12 protein-coding genes and 3 pseudogenes are annotated in these 22368 nt (G+C 69.5%); 11 read left to right on the top strand and 4 right to left on the bottom strand.

All coding sequences use genetic code 11. From position 1 onward, the window contains the following. The first annotated feature begins 230 nt into the window (after positions 1-230). The 10 genes and pseudogenes from ACWC24_RS33775 to ACWC24_RS33730 form a co-directional block, all read left to right on the top strand. Positions 231-620, top strand: a complete 390-nt coding sequence (locus ACWC24_RS33775; protein WP_450666720.1) for a hypothetical protein — start codon at positions 231-233, stop codon at positions 618-620. A gap of 301 nt (positions 621-921) precedes the next feature. Beyond that, positions 922-1536, top strand: a complete 615-nt coding sequence (locus ACWC24_RS33770) for a class I SAM-dependent methyltransferase (RefSeq protein ID WP_450666719.1) — start codon at positions 922-924, stop codon at positions 1534-1536. A gap of 187 nt (positions 1537-1723) precedes the next feature. Then, on the top strand, positions 1724-1912 hold the full coding sequence (locus ACWC24_RS33765; protein ID WP_450666718.1) for a transposase: 189 nt from the start codon (positions 1724-1726) through the stop codon (positions 1910-1912). 91 nt (positions 1913-2003) lie between these two features. After that, positions 2004-2918 (top strand): annotated as a pseudogene (locus tag ACWC24_RS33760) (IS3 family transposase); the annotation flags it as partial. A 97-nt stretch (positions 2919-3015) separates the two neighbouring features. Continuing rightward, positions 3016-5880, top strand: a complete 2865-nt coding sequence (locus ACWC24_RS33755) for a peroxidase family protein (protein ID WP_450666717.1) — start codon at positions 3016-3018, stop codon at positions 5878-5880. A gap of 13 nt (positions 5881-5893) precedes the next feature. Further along, positions 5894-7267 (top strand): hypothetical protein, encoded by a 1374-nt coding sequence (locus tag ACWC24_RS33750; RefSeq protein ID WP_450666716.1) that lies wholly within the window; start codon positions 5894-5896, stop codon positions 7265-7267. Positions 7268-7310: 43 nt separating this feature from the next. Then, entirely contained in the window at positions 7311-9050 is a 1740-nt protein-coding gene (locus tag ACWC24_RS33745) for a thiamine pyrophosphate-binding protein (RefSeq protein WP_450666715.1), read from the top strand. Next, on the top strand, positions 9047-10756 hold the full coding sequence (locus ACWC24_RS33740; protein ID WP_450666714.1) for a thiamine pyrophosphate-binding protein: 1710 nt from the start codon (positions 9047-9049) through the stop codon (positions 10754-10756). The genes ACWC24_RS33745 and ACWC24_RS33740 overlap by 4 nt, the downstream gene beginning before the upstream one ends. Positions 10757-10896: 140 nt before the next feature. Continuing rightward, a pseudogene (locus tag ACWC24_RS33735) lies at positions 10897-12201 on the top strand (ISL3 family transposase); the annotation flags it as partial. 4 nt (positions 12202-12205) lie between these two features. Continuing rightward, a pseudogene (locus ACWC24_RS33730) lies at positions 12206-12508 on the top strand (transposase); the annotation flags it as partial. 616 nt (positions 12509-13124) lie between these two features. Here the strand turns inward: ACWC24_RS33730 and ACWC24_RS33725 are convergent. Both ACWC24_RS33725 and ACWC24_RS33720 read right to left on the bottom strand, forming a co-directional pair. Continuing rightward, positions 13125-14729, bottom strand: coding sequence for a family 43 glycosylhydrolase (locus ACWC24_RS33725; RefSeq protein WP_450666713.1), 1605 nt, complete (start codon positions 14727-14729; stop codon positions 13125-13127). A 55-nt stretch (positions 14730-14784) separates the two neighbouring features. Continuing rightward, on the bottom strand, positions 14785-16080 hold the full coding sequence (locus ACWC24_RS33720; protein WP_450666712.1) for an MFS transporter: 1296 nt from the start codon (positions 16078-16080) through the stop codon (positions 14785-14787). A gap of 130 nt (positions 16081-16210) precedes the next feature. Between ACWC24_RS33720 and ACWC24_RS33715 the strand changes: the two genes are divergently transcribed. Then, positions 16211-17176 carry a LacI family DNA-binding transcriptional regulator gene (locus ACWC24_RS33715; RefSeq protein WP_450666711.1) on the top strand — a complete coding sequence of 322 codons (966 nt, stop codon included), beginning with the start codon at positions 16211-16213 and terminating at the stop codon, positions 17174-17176. 252 nt (positions 17177-17428) lie between these two features. Here ACWC24_RS33715 and ACWC24_RS33710 read toward each other — a convergent pair whose 3' ends face one another. Both ACWC24_RS33710 and ACWC24_RS33705 read right to left on the bottom strand, forming a co-directional pair. Continuing rightward, on the bottom strand, positions 17429-19804 hold the full coding sequence (locus ACWC24_RS33710; RefSeq protein ID WP_450666710.1) for an acetyl-CoA acetyltransferase: 2376 nt from the start codon (positions 19802-19804) through the stop codon (positions 17429-17431). Between the two features lie 124 nt (positions 19805-19928). Next, on the bottom strand, positions 19929-22361 hold the full coding sequence (locus ACWC24_RS33705; RefSeq protein WP_450666709.1) for a CaiB/BaiF CoA transferase family protein: 2433 nt from the start codon (positions 22359-22361) through the stop codon (positions 19929-19931). Positions 22362-22368: the final 7 nt, after the last annotated feature.

The following is a 22368-nucleotide window of genomic DNA, read 5'->3' as shown; positions in this document are numbered from 1 at the left end:
AAGGATGCATGACATTAGTCGCGAGCGGTCGCACGCAACCTCGGACACGCGAACTGATGGAGGCGTCCAACCCTGTTGGGTGCAGTCGATGCAGAACTCATGAGCACACAGACTCGGCGTGGCCATCATGGTTGAATCGGCAAATGTAATCCCCTCTATTGCGGAAATGCATTCATGGATTCAGTATGTAAGTGAAATGAGGCGACTTGCCCGGCAAGGAGAGGGTGATCATGACGCGCAAGAAGACGACCTTCGCGCGGCGTCCGCTTCCCCGATTCGAGGAAGCGGAGGGGCTCGGACCACGAGACGCGGAGTTCGTGCGGGATCTCGTCGCGGTGCTGGAGCGGCATGGGAATCTGGACCGTTTCGGACTGTGCCTGCTGCACGACCACTTCCCGCTCGCGGCTGACGAGGTTCTCGTCGAGGTCAACGATCCGGAAACGCGCACGCTTCACGCACGCGTGGAAAGGATCGGTCACACCGGGCACGTCAAGGCCTCACAGTGGCGGTTCGTGCCGAAAACGCACCCTCTGCGCGGCGCGGACTTCGAGGGGGATTGCTGCCAGGCGATCCAGCTATGCGATCCCCTCGACCTGTGTCCTGGTCGGGAACAGTCCTGAAGCGGTGCGCGACCAGAACAGCTCCGTTCGCCGTGCGCGGGCCGACGAAGTCGGAGTGTGGGCTGTCGGAAGCGGCTGCTCGGCCAGACCGTGACGCCGGCTTGTAGTTGGTCTCGCACGTTCGGTGCCTCAACCTGTGCCGGCTTCGGTCTTGCCCTGGGCGCTGTCGACAGTCAAGTTGCTCCCCACGAACTGCGTCAGCTGCACGTCATTCCCCGTCCCTCGATCGCGACTTCCCATGGAGGCGGCGGATCCGTCGGTGTGCACTCGACGGGCCAGGACCGGTCTCTACGATGATCCGATGCCCCAGCCCGTCGCAGAGCCGTACTGGAACACCAATGTCGCCCGGCATCCGGGCATCCTCCGGGCTGTTCCGCAGGGATGCGGCGATGCGCTGGACGTGGGTTGCGGGGACGGGCTGCTGGCCCGGAAGCTTGCCGGGCGGGCGAAACACGTCACCGGGATCGACAAGTCGCCGGAGATGATCGCCCGCGCACGCGACCTGGCGGCCGGACACCCGCAACTCACACTCGTCGAGGGCGACTTTCTCACCGTGGAACTTCCCGGTGCGAAGTACGACTTCGTCTGCTCGGTGACCACGATCCATCACATGGATTTCGAGGCGGCCCTCCTCCGCATGCGTGAGCTGCTGCGCCCCGGCGGCACGCTGGTGGTGGTCGGTCTGGCCCGCGAGGCGAGTGTGAGGGAGTGGGCTGCATTGATCGCGGCTGCCCCCATCGTGCGGATCACGAAGGTGCTGCGTCGTGCAGGTGGCCCGCAGGGCATGCCGGTCGCCGACGCACAGATGAGCTATGAGCAGGTGCGGGCCGCTGCCCGGCGGCTGCTGCCCGGCGTGCGCTACCGCCGACATGTGCTGCGCCGATACTCGCTGACCTGGAAGAAACCCGCCCGCTGATACGGCATCGGTGGTGTTTTCCCATCTGGTGCCGCACCCAGGCGGGCGAGATGGGCGGATGGCGTCTCAGGCACCCAAGCCGTCAAGGGGGCGGGAGAATGGCCATGTAGTTCTGCTGACTGAACCTTCCCCTTGATCGTGGACACCTGGAGACTGGGACATGAGGTTCCAGAGGAAGTAGTGCCAGGTGGGAAGCAAGACCGAGCGCAGCAGGCGGTACACGGAGGAGTTCGAACGAGACGCGGTCGCGCTCATGCGCTCCTCCGGGAAGACCGTCACCGAGGTGGCCCGTCAGATCGGCGTCAGCGCCGAGGGACTGCGGAACCGGGTCAAGCAGGACACGGCCGACCGAGGTCAGGGGCGCCGGGAGAGCTGACGACGGCCGAGCGCGAAGAGCTGCGCCGGCTGCGGAGGTCGGCCGCCGAGCAGGCGGAGACGATCGAGGTGCCGCGAAAAGCGGCGGTCTTCTTCGCGAAGGAGAGCGATCGATGAGCGAGGTGTACGCGTTCGTCGAGGCGGAGAAGACCACCCACCATGTCGCTCTGTTGTGCCGGCTGCTGAAGGTGGACCGCTCCACTTTCTACGCGTGGCCGGCCGGCGAGGAGGCCCGGCGGGCGAGGAAGGCCGCCGATGAGGCTCTGGCGCACGAGATCACCGTGTTGCGCCTCGCCTCGCGCGGTGCCTATGGGGTGCCGCGCATCCACGCCGGGCTGCGTCGACTTGGACACCGTGTGAACCGCGAACGGATCGAGCGCGTCATGCGTGAGCGCGGTATCCGCGGCGTCACGCGGCGCAGGGGCAAGGGTCTGACCCGCCCGGCCAGAAGGGCGGTACCCGCCCCGGATCCGATCGCCCGCGACTTCACCGCAGCGGCGCCGGGGATGAAGCTCGTCGGCGACATCACCTATATCCCCACCGGCGAGGGCTGGTTGTATCTGGCGGCCTGGCCGGACCTGGCAGCCCGCGAGACCGTCGGCTACCCGATGGCCGACCACCACCGCGCCGGCCTGGTCGTGGACGCGCTGAAGATGGCCGCCGGACGCGGCCGGCTCCAGCCCGGATGCATTGCGCATTCGGACCGCGGCAGTGAATGCACGTCCGACGAACTCCGGTTTGACATAAGCCGGTTGGGGCTGCGGCAGAGTATGGGCCGCACCGGCTCGTGCTTCGACAACGCCGCCGCCGAGTCGTTCTTCGCATTACTCGAGGAGGAAATCGGAACCCGCCGCTGGCCCGACCGGCCCAGCGCCCGCGCGGACATCTTCGCTTTCGTCGAGACCTTCTGCAACCGACTGTGCCTACGCCGCCATCCACGCTGGGGCTGTCTCACCCCGTGGGAGACCCGGCAGCGGCACGAGCAAGAGCACACCCTCGCAGCGTAAGCATCGAGTGTCCAAGATCACGGGGAAGCTTCATCCCCCGTATGCCCCGCTCCACGCGACAGCGCCTCCGGTGTCCGCAAGTGTTTCAGACATGCACATGCCCGAGAATCAGCAGTACGAGCGGTACGTCGGCGGCAGTCCGGAGGCCGAGCGTCTGCTCTTCGAACGGCTCGCAGCCGACCTGCTACGCGTACAGCTGAAGGCGAAGAAACGCAGCGGCTCCGCCACCCTCCAGCGGACGTTCCACGCCAAGGCGGTCCTCGGCGTGGAGAACGCCCGGCTGAGGTTCCACGACGACCTGCCCGCCGAACTGAGCTCGGGTTTCGCCAGGCCCGGAGCCGAGTATCCGGTCACGGTCCGGCTGTCCAACGCCAGCGGTGTCCGCCAGCCCGACCCCGCACCCGACCTGCGGGGTGCGGCGCTGCGCGTCGAAGTCGGTCCCGACGACGAGATCCACGATCTGCTGATGACGAGCTTCCCGGTCTCGCATGCCCGCAACGCGCGCGAGTTCGTCCTCTTCGCGAAGGCCATGGCAGGCGCGGACACCCGGCTCCGCAAGGCGTTCGCGTTCTTCGTGAAGCTGCCCCTGTCCGTCGGCTGGTCCACGGCGACGCGTATGCGACGCAACGTCTCGGCCGGGGCCCGGCGTCCGGTGCGGAGCCTGGCACTGGAGACGTACTGGAGCCGTGGCGCGATCCTGTGGGGCGAGGCCGGACCGGTGCGCTATCAGCTGCGCCCCGCCGCCGGCGCCTCCGAGGCCCCGGATCCGTCCCACACCGACCCCGACTACCTGCGGCGTGAACTCGCGCGCCGGCTGCATCGGGCGGACGTCGTCTTCGACATGTGCGTACAACGGTACGTGGACGGCAGGCGCACGCCCATCGAGGACGGCGCCGTCGAGTGGCGGGAAGAGGATGCGCCCGCCGTGCCGGTGGCCACTCTGACGATCCCGAGCCAGGAGCTGGACACCGCCGCGGCACGTGCCGTCGGCTCACGCGTCGACCAGCTGGCGTTCAACCCGTGGAACACCACCGGAGCCTTCCGCCCCCTGGGCAACCTCAACCGGGCACGCAAGGCGGCGTACGAGGCGAGCAGCGCCCACCGCCTGGGCCTGCGCTTCGTCACGGTCGAACCGCGGCGCAACACCTTGCTCGGCTACCCACTGCGGGCCTTCTTCCACACCGTCAACCGCGTCGTCCCGTGGCACCGGCTGCCCACCGGGCCCGGACTGCTCAACCTCATGGCGTTCCGGCAGACGCTGCGCCGTCACAACCTCATCGACACCGAACCGCACGAGGCTCCGCCCGCCGCCCGGCCCGCACCGGTCCCGGTCGACGAGGACCTGCGGACCCGGCGCAGCTACGACGGCTCCTGGAACGACCTCTCCGCACCGGCGATGGGCGCCGTCGGCGCCACCTTCGGCCGCAACATGCCGCCGGTCCACCGGCCGGACCTGTTCGACACGCCCAACCCGGTCACCGTCAGCAGAAAGCTGCTGCACCGCGACGGGTTCATCCCCGCGACGTCCCTGAACATCCTCGCGGCCGCGTGGATCCAGTTCCAGGTGCACGACTGGGTCGACCACAAGCGTCACCCCGTCGGCGAGAAGCCGGTCGAGGTGCCCCTGCCTCCCGGCACGATCTGGCACAACACCCCCGGCGGTCCTCCGGAGGAAGTGATGCGCTTCGCCGAGAACGAGGCCCTGTACCAGCCCGGCGGCGGACAGCCGCCGACCTTCGCCGGCGGGGTCTCGCACTGGTGGGACGGCTCGGAGATCTACGGCAGCACCGCCTCGGTCGCGAAGTCCCTGCGCGAGCCCGACGGCCGCGCCGAACTACGGCTGGAGGAGGGGCACCTCCCGCTCGGCAACGGCCTTCCGGTCACCGGCTTCCGCGACAACTGGTGGCTCGGCCTCAGCGCGATGACGACCCTGTTCGCCCGTGAGCACAACGCCGTCTGCCGGGCGCTGCGCGACGAGTATCCGCACATGGACGAGGACCGCATCTACCACACGGCACGCCTCGTCGTGGCGGCGCTGATCGCCAAGATCCACACGGTCGAGTGGACGCCGGCGATCCTCGCCACCAAGGCGATCGACATCGCCCTGAAGACCAACTGGCAGGGCCCGCCCAAGACCTGGCTCGATCAACTGGGCACCTGGCTGTTCGAGGCGCACGACCTCGGCGGCATTCCCCGCACTCTGCCCGACCACCACGGTGCGCCGTACTCCCTCACGGAGGAGTTCACCACCGTCTACCGGCTGCACCCGCTCATCCCGGACGACTACGAGATCGTCGACCACCGGTTCGGCCACCGCCTCGACACCCTGACGTTCAACGACGTCCAGGGCGCCGCCACGGAGCCGCTCATCCGCAAGACCGGTCTGGCGGACACGCTGTACTCCCTGGGCATCGCCCACCCCGGGGCGATCACCCTGAACAACTTCCCCCGCTCCCTGCAGACGTTCGAGCGCGACGGAGAGGTGATCGACCTGTCGGTCGTCGACCTGGTGCGCACCCGGCGCCGTGGCGTTCCGCGCTACAACGACTTCCTGGCAGGCCTGCACAAGCCGCGCATCCGGCGGTTCGAGGACCTCTCCTCCGACCCGGAGACGGTCGCCCGGATGAAGGACGTGTACCGCTCGGTCGACGAGATCGACACCATGGTGGGGCTCTTCGCCGAGAACCCGCCCACCGGCTTCGGATTCAGCGACACCGCCTTCCGCGTCTTCATCCTGATGGCCAGCCGCCGCCTGCAGAGCGACCGCTTCCTCACCGTCGACTTCAGGCCCGAGGTCTACACCCCGCTGGGCATGGACTGGATCGACCGCAGCGGCATGACGAGCGTCATCCAGCGGCACTGCCCCGAGCTGGCGAGCCTCCTGCCGCGCACGGCCAGCGCGTTCGCGCCGTGGCGTGCCGTCCAGCCCGTGCGCAATCACCGCGACGCGGACCACGACTGACCGGGAGAACGACATGTCGGTACAGCAGCGAGCCACGCACACCGGTCTCGAAGACCTCCTGGCCCGGCCCCTGTGGGAGAGCGTCTTCCGGCGGCGCACCCACCGGGTCAGCAGGGGCGCGTCCGTCGCGGCCAGGTCGATGAGCTATGACTCCCCCCACCAGCCGCAGCCCCTGGGCGAGCTGGAGGAGGCCGTACTCATCGCCCTCACCGGCTGCTCCGGCCTCAGCATGCCCGACCGGCCCTTCGAGGACCCGCGCGACCACAAGCCCATCATGGCCAAGCCGAACCTGAACATGGTGGGGCGTACGGCGGGCAGCCCCGACAACGCCCAGGGCACCCACTTCTTCATGATCAACGACAGTGGGACGTACTACCTGAGGAAGCTGCCCCCGTCGCCCGGGGCGGGATTCGACCCCGACACGCTGCTCGAACGGGCCGGCCGGGCGAAGGTGAAGGTGCTGGACCGCCGCCTGGACGTGGCCGAGGGCATGCGCGACTTCCCCGCCTACCTCGACTCCAACCGGTTCCTGTCCAACCTCGCGGGCACCACGGTCTTCCTGCCGGTCGTCGACCTCTCCCACCAGTACATCAACGCGCTGATGTACCTGCTGACCCAGCCCGACGGAGCCCGCCCCACCTTCGTCGACGACCGCAACTTCTATCGCCCGGCCGGGGTGCGCAAGTGGGTGCGCAACGGCTTCCTCAACCCCGACCTCAAGCTGCCGCTCGGCGCCCTGGGGCCGATGCGCACCCAGGTGGAAGCCGACCTGCTGCTGCAGAACATGATGCTGGTCGCCGACGCCATGGGACTCGGCGCCTGGATCCACGCGTCGATCAACCCCCAGATCGCGCTGGGCGACCCGAAGTTCTCCCGCGCCTACGGCCGCATGCTCGGCTTCGACTTCGTCACCCCGCGCTTCAGGCCCGCCGACCTCCTGCGCTGGCAGGTGCCGCTGCCGAAGTACGCGACCCTGCGCGCCCACCCGGTGGGACTGCGGGCCGCCGGCGAACACCTCATCAAAGGCGCCTGCCCGCCCAACTACCCCTCGATGGAGGCCGCCGTGGACTCGGTGGTGCAGAGCAAGTTCGGCAAGGGCGGCGTCTACGAGGACAAGGACGTCTTCAGCCGCATCTACAAGGACGGGTACGCGCCCCGCTACCTCGAAGAGGCGGGCGAGTACGACCAGCGGGTGATCGACTGCGCACGCGACGTCTGCGTGTACATCCACGCCACCCACGGGCGTTTCCCGGCCCACACCGACGCCATCCACGTGCCCGGCATCTGGCTGCAGACGCACCACGTCGAAACCGAATACTACGAGCGGTTCTTCCGGAGCGGCCTGACCGACGCCCACCGCGCCCACGCCGTGCGCTGGCAGGAGTAGCCGACCCGCCTGTGATTCGGAAGCCCACACCGAAGGGAGCGCCATGCAGGTGTACGAAGCCATCGTCAGGGGGCTGGAAAGCGCGGGTGTCGACATCGCGTTCGGCGGCAACGGCGAGAACATCGCCAGTCTGGCCCTGGCACTGGAGAAGTCGCGGAAGATCCGGCCGATCATGACCCGGCACGAGCAGGCCGCCTCGTTCATGGCGTGCGGCTACGCCATGTACACAGGCCGGCTGGGGGTCTGCTTCGCCACCGTCGGTCCCGGCGCGTTCAACCTCTTCTCCGGCCTCGCCGTCGCCTTGTCCGACTCCTACCCGGTGCTGGCCCTCACCGGTTTCGTCTCCCTCGACTGGCGCGGCCACGGCGCGGTGAACGACACGTCGGGGCGGGGTCGCACCCCCGACTCGCAGGCGATGTTCGCCGCGACGACCAAGAAGTCTTTCCTGCTCACCGACATCGCCGACACGTGCGACGTCCTCGAGGAAGCCGTGAACACCGCCCTCGAGGGCCGGCCCGGCCCGGTGCACATCCACGTCCCGCAGAACCTCACCCACCGCGGCACGACCGTGGACAACTACCACGACGTCAGGCTGCACGTGGCGCCGGTGCAGCCCGACCCGGAGCGGGTCCGGACCATCGCCGGAGTGCTGGCCGACGCCCTGCGGGAGGGACGCCGGATCGTCCTCCTGGCGGGCTTCGGCACGATCCGCAGTCACGCCGAGGCGGCAGTGCGGCGCTTCGTCGAGCGTTTCCAGATCCCCGTCGTCACCACCCTGGACGGCAAGGGCGTGATCCCCGAGACCCACGCGCTCGCCGCCGGGGTGTTCTCAGAAAGCGGCCACGCGAGTGCCTGGAAGGCATTCCGTGAGGCCGACGTGGTCCTGGCCATCGGCAACTCGCTCAACCAGCACGCGACGTTCGGCCTGCGCGAGGACCTGTTCGACGGCAAGACGCTCATCCAGGTCAACATCGACGCCGGCGAGATGGGCAAGCACTACCGGCCCGCTCACGCCCTCGTCTCCGACGCGCGTCTTGCGGTCGAGGCGCTCGACGCAGCACTGGAAAGGCAGTCCGCTCCGGCCGGCCCCGTGCAGGTGCTCGGCCGGGACCACGAGACCCGGCACGTCCCCCACGTTTCCAGGGCGATCCATCCGGGGCGGCTGGCGCAGTCGATCGGCCGCATGCTACCGGAGGACGCCGTGCTCCTCGCCGACGCCGGTGCCCACCTCGCCTGGCTCGGCTACTACGTCGACCTGGAGGAGGGCCAGAACTTCCGCAAGACGGGCACCTTCGGGCCGATGTCCGCGCACGTGAACGGCGCGATCGGGGTGAAGCTCGCCCAGCCCCACCGGACGGTCGTCGTCGGGTGCGGTGACGGCTGCTACTCGATGGCCGGCTTCGAGCTGATGACCGCCGTGGAGAACGACGTCCCCGTCATCTGGGTCATCTTCAACGACGACGAGTACAAGCTCGTCAAGCTCTACCAGCTTGCGACCTACGGCGAATCGGGGCTGGTGGAATTCCAGAACCCCGACTTCGCGATGTACGCGAAGACCTGCGGTGCCGACGGCTACCACGTGGAGACGCTCGACGAGTTCGAGGCCGCATTCCGGGCCGCCCTCACCTCGAACAGACCGACCGTCATCGACGTCAAGATCACCCGATGGGCGCTGCCCCATTACAGCACATCACCGGAAGGCGTCGTCCCCGGCATGTGGGAGGCGCTCGAGGACCGCCTCCGTCAGGGCGGACAGACCGCGCAATTAGGGAGAAACCGATGAGAGTCTACGAGGCCATCGTCAAGGGGCTGGAAGGCGTCGGGGTGCGGGCCGCCTTCGGCGGCGCGGGGGAAAACGCCGCCGGTCTGATGATGGCGCTGAAGCATTCCCGGCAGATCCGGCCGATCATCGCGCGGCACGAGCAGGCAGCGTCCTTCATGGCCTGCGGCTACGCCATGTACACCAACCGGCTGGGCTTCTGCTTCGCGACCGCCGGGCCCGGCGCGTTCAACCTGTTCTCCGGGCTGGCGGTGGCGATGTCCGACTCCTACCCGGTCCTCGCCGTCTCCGGGTACGCGTCACGGGAGTGGCAGGGATGGGGGTCTCTCAACGAAACGTCGGGCCTTAACCGCACGCCCGACTCCCGGGCGATGTTCGCGGCCACCACCAAGAAGTCCTTTCTGCTCACCGACGCCGACGACACCTGCAGCGTCCTCGAGGAAGCGGTCAACATCGCCTTCGAGGGACGGCCCGGGCCCGTGCACATCCACGTTCCCGAGGATCTCACCCACGATGGTGTCGCGGTCACGAACTTCCGGCCGATCCGCCTCGACGTCGCCCCGGTCCTGCCCGACCCGGCGCGCGTGGACGAGATCGCGTCGGTGCTGGCCGACGCCCTGGCCCAGCGGAAACGGATCGTGGCCCTTGCCGGCTTCGGCGCGATCCGCAGCGGGGCGGGACCGCAGGTCAAGCGACTGATCGAGCGGTTCCAGATCCCGTTGCTCACCACGCTGGACGGCAAGGGCATCGTGTCCGAGGGACATCCGCTCGCCGTGGGCGTCTTCGCGGACAGCGGCCACTCCAGTGCCTGGAAGGCCTTCCGCGAGTCCGACGTTGTGCTGTGCATCGGGAACTCCCTCAACCAGCACGCGACGTTCAACTACCGCGAGGACCTGTTCAAGGGCAAGCTCCTCATCCACGTGAACATCTCCGAGACTGAGTTCCACAAGGCGTACCCGCCCGACCACGCGTTGCTGAGCGACGCCCGCCCTGCGGTGGAGGCCCTGGTCGACGCGCTGGAGAAGAAGGTGCCCGGCGATGTACCGGCGGCCGACGTCAAGGGCCGGGACTACGAGGCCCGGCACATCACCCACCTCACCGAAAAGATCCACCCCGGTCAGCTCGCGCAGTCGATCGGCCGGATGCTGCCGCCGCACGCCGTCCTCCTCGCGGACGCGGGCGCCCATCTGGCCTGGCTCGGCTACTACGTCGAAATGGAGGACGGACAGAACTTCCGCAAGGCCGGCTCCTTCGGGCCGATGGCCGGGCACGTCAACGGCGCCATCGGCCTGAAGGTCGCGCACCCGGAACGGACCGTCGTCGTCGGCTGCGGCGACGGCTGCTACTCCCTGGCCGGATTCGAGCTGATGACGGCCGTCGAGCACGACATCCCCGTCATCTGGGTCATCTTCGACGACGAGGAGTTCAAGCTGATCAAACTCTTCCAGCTCGCCACTTACCGGGAGAGCGCTCTGGTCGAGTTCCAGAACCCGGACTTCGCGGCGTACGCGCGCGCGTGCGGCGCCGACGGCTATCGTGTGGAGACGCTCGACGAGTTCGAGGAGGCCTTCCGCACGGCCCTCGCCTCCGGCCGACCCACCGTCATCGACGCAAAGATCACCCGCTGGGCCGTCCCCCACTACAGCCCCTCACCCGACGGCGTGATCGACGCTCTCGTGGAAGCCGCCGAAAAACGCCTCCGCGACTGATCGACCACGCCTCGACACCGTTTCACCCAGGCCCCGGCCGGCACGGGCGCAGCGGCCGCCGTGAACCGGGTCTGTCAAACGAGCGGCCCTGTCTCACATTCGGTGGTGACGCAGAGTCGTGAGGAGTCGTTGGTATCCGTGTGAAGGATATCAACGGGCTATTACAGACGGTGTTTTCAGGGCTGTCCCCGCTGGTCGTCGAGGATGTGGTCGACGAGGGCGAGCGGGTCGTGGTGCGGGCACGGACTCCGCAGGACACTGCGGTCTGTCCGGTGTGCGGGGCGTCGTCGGGGCGGGTGCACGGCTATCACTGACGGACGGTGGCCGACGTACCGGTCGACGGCCGGCGGGTGGTGGTCCGTGTGCGGGTGCGGCGTCTGGTGTGTCCCACCCGCGGCTGCCGACACACCTTCCGCGAACAGGTGCCCGGAGTGCTGGACCGATACCAACGCCGCACAGCCCGTCTGGCCAGCCAAGTCAAGGCCGTGGCCAAGGAGTTAGCGGGCCGGGCCGGGATACGTTTACTGGTGATACTGGCAGTACGCCTGTCGCGTCACACGGCCCTACGCGCCCTGCCGAGAATGCCGTTGCCCACCGGTCGGGTGCCCCCTGTGATCGGCGTCGACGACTTCGCTCCGCGCCGGCGCCACCGCTACGCCACTGTGATCATCGACGCCGAGACCCATGAACGGATCGATGTGCTGCCCGACCGCACGGTCGGCACTCTGGAAGCGTGGCTGCACGAGCATCCGGGCATCGAGGTCGTGTGCCGTGACGGCTCGGTGACCTATGCCGAGGCCATCCGCCGTGCCCTGCCTGACGCGGTGCAAGTCGGTGATCGCCGGCATTTATGGAAGAACCTGTGCGAAGCCGCCCTGAGCGAGGTGAAGGCACACAGTGCCTGCTGGGCCACCGTACTGGACGCGCCGATCTACGACGGGCCCCACGCCCAGACCACCCTCGAACGCTGGCACCAGGTCCATGGCCTGCTCGACCAGGGCGTGGGCCTGCTCGAATGCGCCCGCCGCCTGCAACTGGCCCTGAACACCATCAAACGCTACACCCGAACAGACCGGCCCGAGCGCATGCTCCGCGTCCCCAAGTACCGTGCCAGCCTGGTCGATCCCTACCGCGAGCACCTGCGCAAACGTCGAACTGAAGACCCCGGCGTCCCCGTCCTGCACCTCTTCGAAGAGATCAAGGCCCTCGGCTTCACGGGCTGCCTGAACCTTCTGCACAAGTACATCAACCAAGGCCGCGCGGACGCCGACCGCAGCCATATCTCGCCACGTCGACTCGCCCGGATGCTGCTGAGCAGGCCCGACAACCTCAAGGCCGAGCAGCACGAGCTCCTGGCCAAGCTCACCGCCGCCTGCCCCGAGATGACCCAACCGGCCGCAGGCATCGGGGACTTCGCCCCGCTCCTTACGCCACACACCGACAACCCCTCATCCACGCGTGACCAAGGCATGGGCCGACACCGGCTGCCGCACCAAAGCCATCGACCATGGAGCCCGACTCGGCATCGACGTCGAAGTCGTCCAACGCGACCCCGATGTCAAAGGCTTCAAAGGGATCCCTCGGCGCTGGGTCGTCGAGCGCACCTTCGGCTGGCTCATGCACCACCGCCGCCTGGCCCGCGACCACGAAACCCACCCACACCGCTCCGAAGCCATAATCCACGTGGCGATGATCGACCTCATAAGCCGCAGACTCACCCGCGAATCCACCCCCAACTGGCGCGACACCTGAACCTCGAACCAAACAACCCCGCTGGGACAAACACTCTTTAATGCCATTTATCAGCCGCCCGAGCGGCTTCGCGGGCAGTCAGGTGGGCGACGGAATGAGGATCGTGGCGACGGACCGCTTGCGAAGTCCGTCGCCAGGAACGCCATTTCCACGGACGTGCCGACCAGGCCGACTCCACTCAGGTCGGCGGCCATCAACCTGGCCTCGCCCAGTGGCAAGTGGCTCATCTCGCGCAGGGCTCGCAAGACGGGGACGAGACTGGTCTCCGGGGTCGCCAGGCGAAGCCCAGCGGCCCCGTGCTCGGCCAGCAGCGCCTGCCTGATCTCTTCAGGACTTGGGCCTGCCACCGGCCCGCAACGAAGAGGTCAGCGGTTCAGGCCTCCTCGTCTGCGGCCGGGTGTGAGGGCCAGCCGACCGGGGTGGACGCGAACCAGGTCCAATTGCGACGGCGCCATGCTGCGGACTGGACGGCCAGGCGACCCCGGCAGTCGTCCCATCTCCCGGTGTCGGCCGGCGACCAGGCGCGTTCGGCGATTCCGGTGAAGCGGGGCAGGTGTTCTCAAGGAGGCAGCTGAAGGCGCGTCAGGCTCCCCCTCAATGCGCTCACGCTGCCATATCACTTCGCGTCGTCCTCGCGGCGCAGGAAGGCGAACAGGGACAGGTCGCCGAGCTGACCGCGGTCCGGTTCGAACACCATGAACAGTGCGTGCGATCCCGCCACGGGTGCCGTCCCGGCCTCGATCGTGCGCCATCCGGCGCCGACCGCGCTCTCCGGTACTGCGACGGTCGCGATGGGCGTGCCGGTGTGTGGTGCGTCGGCGTACACCTGGATCCGGCCGGTGCTGCGCGCGTCGATCTCGATCAGAAGGGTGTGCGGGACCTGGTCGGGGCCGAAGTCGAGGTACTTGAAACCGATCGAGCTGCCGCGGTGGATGTTGCCGACGACCTGAAGCGTGTGCCGTCCCGACTCGTCCTCGGTGCCGCGCGGGTCCTCGCGGAGCATGATCGACGGGCGCCGGGAACGGCCCGGCAGACCACGCGGTCCCACCAGGTGGCAGGCGATGGAGGCCGGCCAGGCCGAGAACGCGTCGAGGTCGGAGGCGTCCAGGCCCCGGGAGGTGTACTCGGCGTGCTCGAATCCGCCGTGCGGCGCTCGGGTGAGGGGGGTGGCGCAGGCCTGCCGTCCGTCCGCGGTGTGGCGGTGGTAGACCTGATACCAGGTGCCGTCGGCCTCGAACATCCCGCCGTGGGTGTTCCCCCTGCGGTCCGTCGGCCCCGGAGGCGTGTTCTTCCAGGCGTTGCCGAGCGAGACGAGCGGGCCCACCGGCTCGAACGGACCGAGCGGGTGGTCGGCGACCGCGTGGTACATACCGAAGAAGCCCTCGCCGCCGACAGCCCAGTAGGACAGCCAGAACCGGCCGTCGATCTCCCGGATGGACGGGCCGTTCATGAACGCCGTCCTACGGCGTCGGCCGGAGGCCAGGGCCAGTGCGGGCCCGATCGCGCTCGCACGGAAGATCGGCGTCACGTACTCGCCCGTCGTCTCGTTGCGTACGACGGTGCGTTTGTCGGCCGGGTCCAGCTCGACCACCGAGCAGTTGCCCAGTCCGAAGTAGAGGAAGAGCCGTCCGTCGTGGTGCAGCAAGGCGGGGTCGTAGGGGAATTCCTTCGACATCCGGCCGCGGCGGAACAGACCGACGCCCTCGCCGAAGGCCAGGTCTCCGTCGTCGGTGCCGTCCTGGCCGTCGCGCCACCCGGCCGGCTTGTCCGCCTCCAGGTGACGGACCCGCCCCACGTACTCGAACGGCCCCGTCGGCGATGACGCCTTCGCGACGCCGAACCCGGACGTGGACATCCCGACGCCGTAGTACAGGTAGTAGGCGTCGTCGATGTGGATGACGTCCGGGGCGAACAGGCCCGACACCAGGCCGTTCGGGTCCCGCTTGTCCGCGACGCTGCGCACGTACGGGTCCTGGAGCCTGCGGTAGATGACGCCGTCGTAGCGCCAGTTGGCGAGGTCGTCGAGCGCCGCCGACCAGCAGACGTAGTCCCCTGCGCACATGCGTGTCGAGGAGCCCGCCACGTCGTGGGAGCCGTACAGATAGACGCGGTCGCCGAACACGCGCGGCTCCCCGTCCGGGATGAACTCGTTGCCGGGCAGGAACGGGTTGACGGACCGTTCCCCCGTGCCGAGAGGAACGTCTGCGATGGTGGTGCTCACGGGCGGGGCCTTTCGGGGGCGGCGTGATCGGTGTCGGAGCGGTCGGACATACGGTTCAGCGTGCGCTCCTGATCGGGAGGATGCAGGCTGCGGCGAGCACGCACGCGATCACGCAGACCAGGAACAGCGAGCGGTAGCCGCCGGCGCCGGCGATCACGGCCGCGGCGATGGCCGGTGCGACGATCTGGCCGCCGGTGTTGGCCATGTTGAGGATGCCCAGGTCCTTGGCTGCGGTCGCCTTGTTCGGCAGCACCTCGACCACCAGGGCCTGGTCCACCGCCCCGTACATGCCCATGGCGAACCCGGCCACGCCGGCGAAGGCGAGCATCGCCCAGCTGTGGGCGGACACGAAGGGGATCAGCGCGCCGACGCCGATGAGGACGGTCGAGGCGATCACGGGGAGCTTGCGGCGCCCGATGCGGTCGGACAGCGGGCCGGTGACGAGCCCCGCGACGATGCCCACGACCACGGTGACCAGGCCGGCGAGCGCGACGACGCGGGCCGCCTCGGCGTCGGACAGGTGCATGTAGTCGGTGAGGATGAACAGCTGGTAGTTCATGATCAGGAAGTAGCCGATGACGAGCAGGAACCGGCCCGAGAGCGCCCAGTAGAAGTCCGCGGCCTTGCGCGGGAAGGTGAACGTCTCCAGGAACGTCCTCGCGGTGAGCGCGGCTTGGGGGACGTCGAGGTTCGACGTGTCGGGGGCGGTCAGCACGACCACGGCACCGCCGAGGACCGGCAGCGCGGCGAGGGCGAAGAACCCGGCGCTCGGGTGGCCGATGAACGCCGCTCCCGTGGCCGCGGCGGCCGCCTGGCCGATGATGGTCGCGGTGCCGGCCAGACCTGCGGCCAGACCGCGCCGACTCGGCGCGACGCGGTCGGCCATGATCGCGGACACGGGCGCGAGGAACATGTTCAGGAAGAGCTGGAGCACACACCACACCAGCAGCAGGACCGTGAACGTCTGCGCGGCTCCGAGAGCGACCAACGACAGTCCGAGGCCGACGCCACCGGCGACGATCCAGGGCGAGCGGGCGCCGAAGCGTGAGCGTGTCCGGTCCGAGAGCGCCCCGAAGACGACGTTGGCCACCAGCGCGACGACCGACCCGACGACGGTCACCGTGGCGAAGTCCGCGACCTTGTGCCCGGCGTCCAGCTGATCGAGGCGCGCGGGCAGCAGCACGATGATCGACGCCATGAACGGCACCGTCCACGCCAGTGCGCCGACGGCCATCGCGGTGATGAGCCGGACATGGCCCACGGAGCCCCGCAGCGGCCTGTCGTCAGCCACGGCCTGCGCGGAGTTCTCATCGCGGAGCTGCTCATCGGCCAGGTTCTGTGGTGCGGACATCATTGTTCTCCCCACTGCGCCTCCCTGCGCTTACGCGCGTAAGTGACGCGCGTAAGCGGTAGGGTAGCCGCAGGAACGCACCTGTCAAGATGCAGCAAGGAGAGCTGTGGAACCCGCCGAGATACCGCGTGTGACCAGCTCCGACGTCGCTCGGCTGGCCAAGGTGTCGCGCGCCACAGTGAGTTACGTCCTCAACAACAAGACCGGGCAGAAGATCTCCGATCAGACCCGTGAGGCCGTCCGCAGAGCCGCCGAGGAACTCGGGTACCGGCCCAATGAGGCCGCCCGACGTCTGGCCTCCGGACAGAGCCGGCTCGTCCTCCTCGTGCTTCCGCACGCGCGGCTCGGCGAGATGATCGTCGAACTGGCCGCGACCCTGACGAGCGAGCTGGCGATGCGCGGCCTGACGCTCTCGACGCACTTCCAGTCCAGCGGCGGCGCCTCGATCACCGAGGTCGCGCAGCGCCTGGACGCATCGGCCGTCGTAGCGATGGCGCCGCTGCCGGACGGGGAATCCGAGCTCCTCGCGGCCGCCGGCATCCGCGTCCTGTCCCCGCTGAACGACCCCGGCGCCGCTGGGTTCGGGTATCAGAACACGATCGGGGCGATGCAGCTCCGCCACCTCCACGATCTCGGACACCGCACCATCGCCTTCGCCGGCACCGACGAGACCGGCCTCGAACCCTTCCGCGCCGGGCGGGAAGCCGGGGTGCGCGCGACCGCCCGCGAGCTCGGCCTGCCCGAGCCGCAGGAGGCGAGGCTCGCCGCCGACGGATCCGACGCCGCCGCGATCGTCCAGCGCTGGCATCGCGAAGGCGTGACGGCCGTAGCGGCCTACAACGACGACGTCGCCTTCGTCGTCCTGCACGGGATCAGGACCGCGGGACTGACCTGCCCGCACGACATGGCCGTCATCGGCATGGACGGAGAGAAGAACGGCCTGGTCTCGGCACCCCCGCTGACGACGATCAAGCCCGACCTGACGGCGTGGGCCCAGTTCTCCTCAGCCGTCGTCCTGCAGACACTGGACTCCGGGGGACCGGAGACACGGCCTGCCGATCAGGGACTCACAGTCGTCCGCCGGGCCTCGACCTGAATGGTGCTCACGTCCGGCCAGGCGCTGCTCACGCCTTCGGCCGGCTCCATCCGTGTCAGTCGTGGCTCACACCCAGCTTCGCCTCACCCGGCCGCCGGCCGCGGGCCTCCGCCCGAACTTGCTCCGCCCGGCCCGGGCAGACCGCTCAGCTCGAAGAACCGTCATCCCGCCACCCGTTACGACGTGGGCAAAACGACCAGGAGGCCCGAGACCATCGCTGAACGTGACCAGATCAGACCATAAACAACAAGCTCAGCGGTTCTTCCACTGTGGCGGACGCTTCTTCGCGAAGGCGGTGAGGCCTTCGATCATGTCGTCGCTGAGCATGAGGTCATCGATGGCCTCGCTGAGATGATTGACGGCGTCGACGGTGTCGGCGACTCCCTGGGTCTCTTCCATGATCCGCAGGGAGATCCGGACCGAGGTGGGGGACGCGGCAAGGATGTCCGCGGCCAGGGCGCGGGCGGCGTCCAGAGCCGTCCCGGTGGGGACGACACGGTTGACGAGGCCGTGGTGCAGGGCTTCCTCGGCGTTGAGCCGGCGGCCGGTGAGGATCATCTCGTTGGCCAGCTTCTGCGGGACCGCGCAGGGCAGCCGGATCAGACCGCCCGCCCCGGCGATGAGACCGACCTTGACCTCGCTGAGGGCGAACTGCGCGCTCTGGTCGGCGACGACAAGGTGGCAGGCCAGCGCGATCTCGCAACCGCCGCCCATGGCGAAGCCGTTCACGGCGGCGATCACGGGCTTGGGCAGGGAGCGGCGGCTGGTCAGGCCGGCGAAGCCGTTGCCGGGGACCCACATCGGCTTGCCGCCGGCCGACCACAGGAGGTCGTTGCCGGCCGAGAACGCCTTGTCACCGGCGCCGGTGAGGATGGCCACCCACAGGTCGGGGTCGGCGAAGAAGGCGTCGAAGACCTCGTCGAGTTCGTCGTTGGCCGGCGGGGTGAGCGCGTTGCGCTGTTCGGGCCGGTTGATGGTGACCTCGAGGACGTGTCCATCGCGACGGACGAGGATGTTCTCGTATTCGCTGCGGAAGCCGGGCACCCGGGGCGGGTACAGCTCGGCCATGCGCGCCTCGGTAGTGGTCACGCGGTTGCCGCGGGGCGTCCACTGCGCGAAGACGCGCCGGCCGATCGGCTGTTCGCCGCTGAGCAGGGCGAGGATGCCGTCGTCGCCCTTGGTCGTCGTGGCCAGGAAGCGGCTGCCGTCGCCCTCGAGGCGGCCGACGACGATTCCCGTGCGGCGGCCTGCGCGATCGTGCTTGACGGTGTAGGTCTCGATCGTGGCCCAGCCGTCCGCCTTGTGTGTCTGCGCCGGCGCGGGCCAGGAGTTGATCCGTGCCTGCAAGACGGCGCTGTTGTCGTCCTGCCACGGGGTCGGCGTGGTGGAGTACACGCCCACCGAGTACTTGCTGAGCATCCCGCCGTTGGCGCCGACGAAGCCGAAGGTGCCGGGCTTGGTGCGGGCCCGCTGGACGGTCTCCGCGATGGCGTGCATGGAGTAGTTGTTACCAGCACCCCCGAAGAAGGGCAGGCCGCCGGTGAGGGTCAGGCCGCGCGGGTCGTCCGTCGCCAGACCGAGACCGTCGACGGCGGTGTTGGTCACGGCGATGGGGAAGCAGCTGTAGAAGTCGAAGGTGGCCACCTCGTCCACGCCGATGCTCGCCACCTCCAGCGCATGACGCGCTGCCATCGCGGAAGCGGGAGCGGTGCTGAGGTCGGCACGCTCCAGCAGGTCGCGCTCGCGCAGGTCGGCGTGACCGTGCAGGAACACCCACCTTTCCTGCGGTACGCCCAGCCGCCGGGCGGCGGCCAGCGACATGAGCAGGACCGCGGCGCCCTGGTTGACCTGGTCACGGGCGACGACGTACCGGGGATAGGGGTCGGCGATCGGCCGGTTGGCCTCCGTCGGCGTGACCAGCTCTGCCGCGTCCCGTTCCACGGGCGCGGACGCGTAGGGGTTCTTGGCGGCGACGCGGGTGAACGGCGCGAACAGCTCCCCCATCGCGCGGGTGTACGCCTCGCGGGACAGGCCGAGCCGGGCGCGCCGTGCGTTCTCGAACAGGGCGTACATCTCGGGGGCGCCGACCAGGCCGTGCTCGGCGGCGTAGCGGGAGACCAGGCCCTTGAGGCCGTAGCCGCGGTCTTCCAGATCGCCGTCGGCGTGCTCGGTGAAGTCGGGCCGCTCCTCGGCGCCGGCCAGGTGGCGGGTGGTGGAGATGGCCTCCGAGCCGAACAGCAGCACGACCTCGGCGCCGCCGTCGGCGATGGTGGCGGCGATTTCGTTCACCAGGTGCTGAGGGGACTGGCCGCCCCCGACTTCGAGCACCGCCCGGCGAGGGGTGGCGCCGATACGGTCGGCCACCGAACGGGGATAGTTGTCCGACTTGCCGAGCGGGGCCGGCGCGCCCGGCGTGGAGATCTCGAACTGGCGTACTGCGGCGACGGTGTCCACGGCCGCGGCGATCGCCGCGGCGTCGGCCCCTGCGTCGGCGAGGGCCTCGCGGGCGGCGGCCGCGGCGAGCTCGACGGCGGACAGGCCGCGGTAGCCGGGCTGGTCGATGCGTTCGGCGGACTGGCCCACGCCGACGAGGACGGGGGTTCGGGGGTCAAGTGCGGTGGTGGTCACCGGATGCTCCAGGGGTCGGGCGAAACAGATGGTGGGGTGACTTGCGCTGTCAAGGCCGGCGGCGCGGCTCCGCCACGGTGGTTGTCTCGTGGATCGCCGTGGCGGAGCCGACCAGGCCGTGCCGTCAGCGCACTGGCGTGGTCGTGGCGTCGGGCAACTGCAGGACGCCCTCGGCCACGAGCGCGTTGATCTCGGCGGGCCGGAGGCCCAGGACCCGCCCAGCTATGTCGAGGGTGTGTTCGAACTGAAGCGGTCCGGGTCGCAGCACCGGGTCCGGTACGACGGCGAAGTGGGCGTGCCGGGCCTCGGCCCACAGCGCCTCGTCGATCTGCGGCTGCGGCTGGACAGCCAGGAATCCGCGGGCCGTCAGGTGCGGATCGTCCGGCAGGTCCGCCACGCGCAGCATCGCGCCGGCCGCGACCCCGGCCTCCTGCAGCACGGTCATCGCCTCGCGCGGCGGGCGCTGTGCCGTCCAGCCGCTGATCAGTTCGTCCACGGCTGCCCGGTTGGCCACGCGGTCGGGCGCGGTCGCGAAGCGCGGATCGGTTGCCAGTTCGGGGCGGCCCAGGACGTCGGTGAGCCGGGCCCAGTCGGCGGCGCCTCGTGCGTCGACCACGACCCACTCGTCGTCACCGGCACACGGGTACAAGCCGCGGGGTGCGTCACCGTCGCCCACGTTGCCGATGCTCCGTACTGCGCCGGGGGCCACCGATTCAAGGGCCAGGGCGGGAGCCATCTGGTTGAGGATGCTGTCGGCCTGGCTGGATTCGATGTGGGCACCAGCCCCGGTACGTCGGCGACGGGCGAGGGCCGCGAGCACGGCGAGCGCCTGCACCCGGGCGGCGAGGTGGTCGGGGTAGATGGTGGAGGCGTCGCTCCAGCTGTCCGGCCGGTCGGGGTAGGCCCACAGGCCGGTCAGCCCGGCGCTGGCCCGCACGAGCGGCCCGTAGCCCATGCGACGGCTCCACGGTCCGCGCGGGCCGAAGGCACTGGACTCCGCGGTGATGATCCCGGGGTTGATCGCGGCCAGTTCGGCGCGCGAGAAGCCGAGCGAGTCCAGCGTCCCCGGCTTGAAGTTGGACAGCACGACGTCGGAGGCGGCGACCAGCCGCCGGAACAGTTCCTTGCCCTCGGGCGATCGCAGGTCCAGTCCCAGGCTGAGCTTGCCGCGCTGGCCGTAGGCGAAGGACGCCGAGATCGGGCCGGGAACGAAGGACTGACGGGAGCCGTCGGGGAAGGTGGCGGACTCGATCTTGATGACTTCCGCGCCAAGGTCGGCGAGGAGCCGGCCGGTCTCCGCGCCCACCACGATGACCCCCAGGTCCAGCACGCGCAGGCCCTCCAGAGGCCGAGCGCCTTCCGCAGCCCGCTCATCGGGGACACTCTCTGCAACCGCGGGCGCGGGAACCGGAGCAGCGGCGTCGGCACGTTCGGTCAGCAGTGCGTCGTCGGCGCCCGGCAGCGGGGCCGGGGTGCGCAGGGCGGCCCGTGCACCGTCGACGGTCACGAAACCGTTGGGCAGTCGCACCGTGCCGACGCCCGGCACGGGCATGTCGACCAGCACACCGGTCTGTGTGAAGTGCTCGGCGGCCAGCACCTCGGAAGGAGAGAGAAGGGCTGCGATCGGGAATCCGAACTCGGCCCCGGCGGCCATCAGCTCGTCGCGGGTGCGGGTGGCGAAGCGTTCGCCGATGAAGGGGTAGAGCCGCCCGGCCGCGGCGAAGCGCTTGCCGAGGTTGTCCAGGGCCGGGTCGGCGAATTCCTCGGGCTCGCCCAGCCATGCCCTCATCCCCCGCCACTGGCGGGGCGCCAGCAGGCAGATCCGTACGTGCCCGTCCGCACAGGCGAAGATCGGGTAGAGGTGGCGCGCGTCCGGGCGGTCCCGCGGACCGTCCTTCGCCGGAACGCCGCCGGTGGCGCTGCCGCCGATGCCGTATCCCGGGTCGAGCACGCTCGCCGTCGCCTCCAGGATCGAGACGTCCACCCGCTCGCCGACACCCGTCGCAGCGGAGTGGAACCAGCCGACCAGGGCCGCCCAGGCCGCCTGAACGGCGGCCGACTGCGTGGCGAGCTCTCCGGGCGGCAGCAGCGGCGCACTGCCCGGCAGGCCCGACCGGGAGAGCACGCCGGCGAGCGCCAGCTGCACCCATTCCGTCCCCGCCCAGTCCCGATACGGCCCGTCCTGCCCGAACGCGGACAACGACACCACGACCAACTCGGGGTTGGCCTGCCGAAACGCCTGCTCGCTCAGCCCCAGCGCGGCCAGCTCCCCGGGGTGTCCGTCCTCGACGAGGATCCCGGCAGTGGCGACCAGACCGAGAAGCCGCCGCCGGTCCGACTCGTCGGTCAGGTCAAGGCGGACGCTGCGCTTGTTGGCGTCGTAGGCGACCCGGTGCAGGTCGGCGCGAGGTCCCTCGCCGTCCTGATCCACCCGGACCACGTCGGCCCCCAGGTCGGCCAGCAGCCGGGCGGTAAGCCGGCCCGCTCCCGTGCTGAGATCCACCACACGAAGATCACCGAGCAGGTCAGGGCCGTCGGCGGGCAAAGAGCTGGACATACGACAC

The organism is Streptomyces sp. NPDC001443 (assembly GCF_053597355.1).
This window is presented reverse-complemented; position numbering and strand designations above follow the sequence as displayed.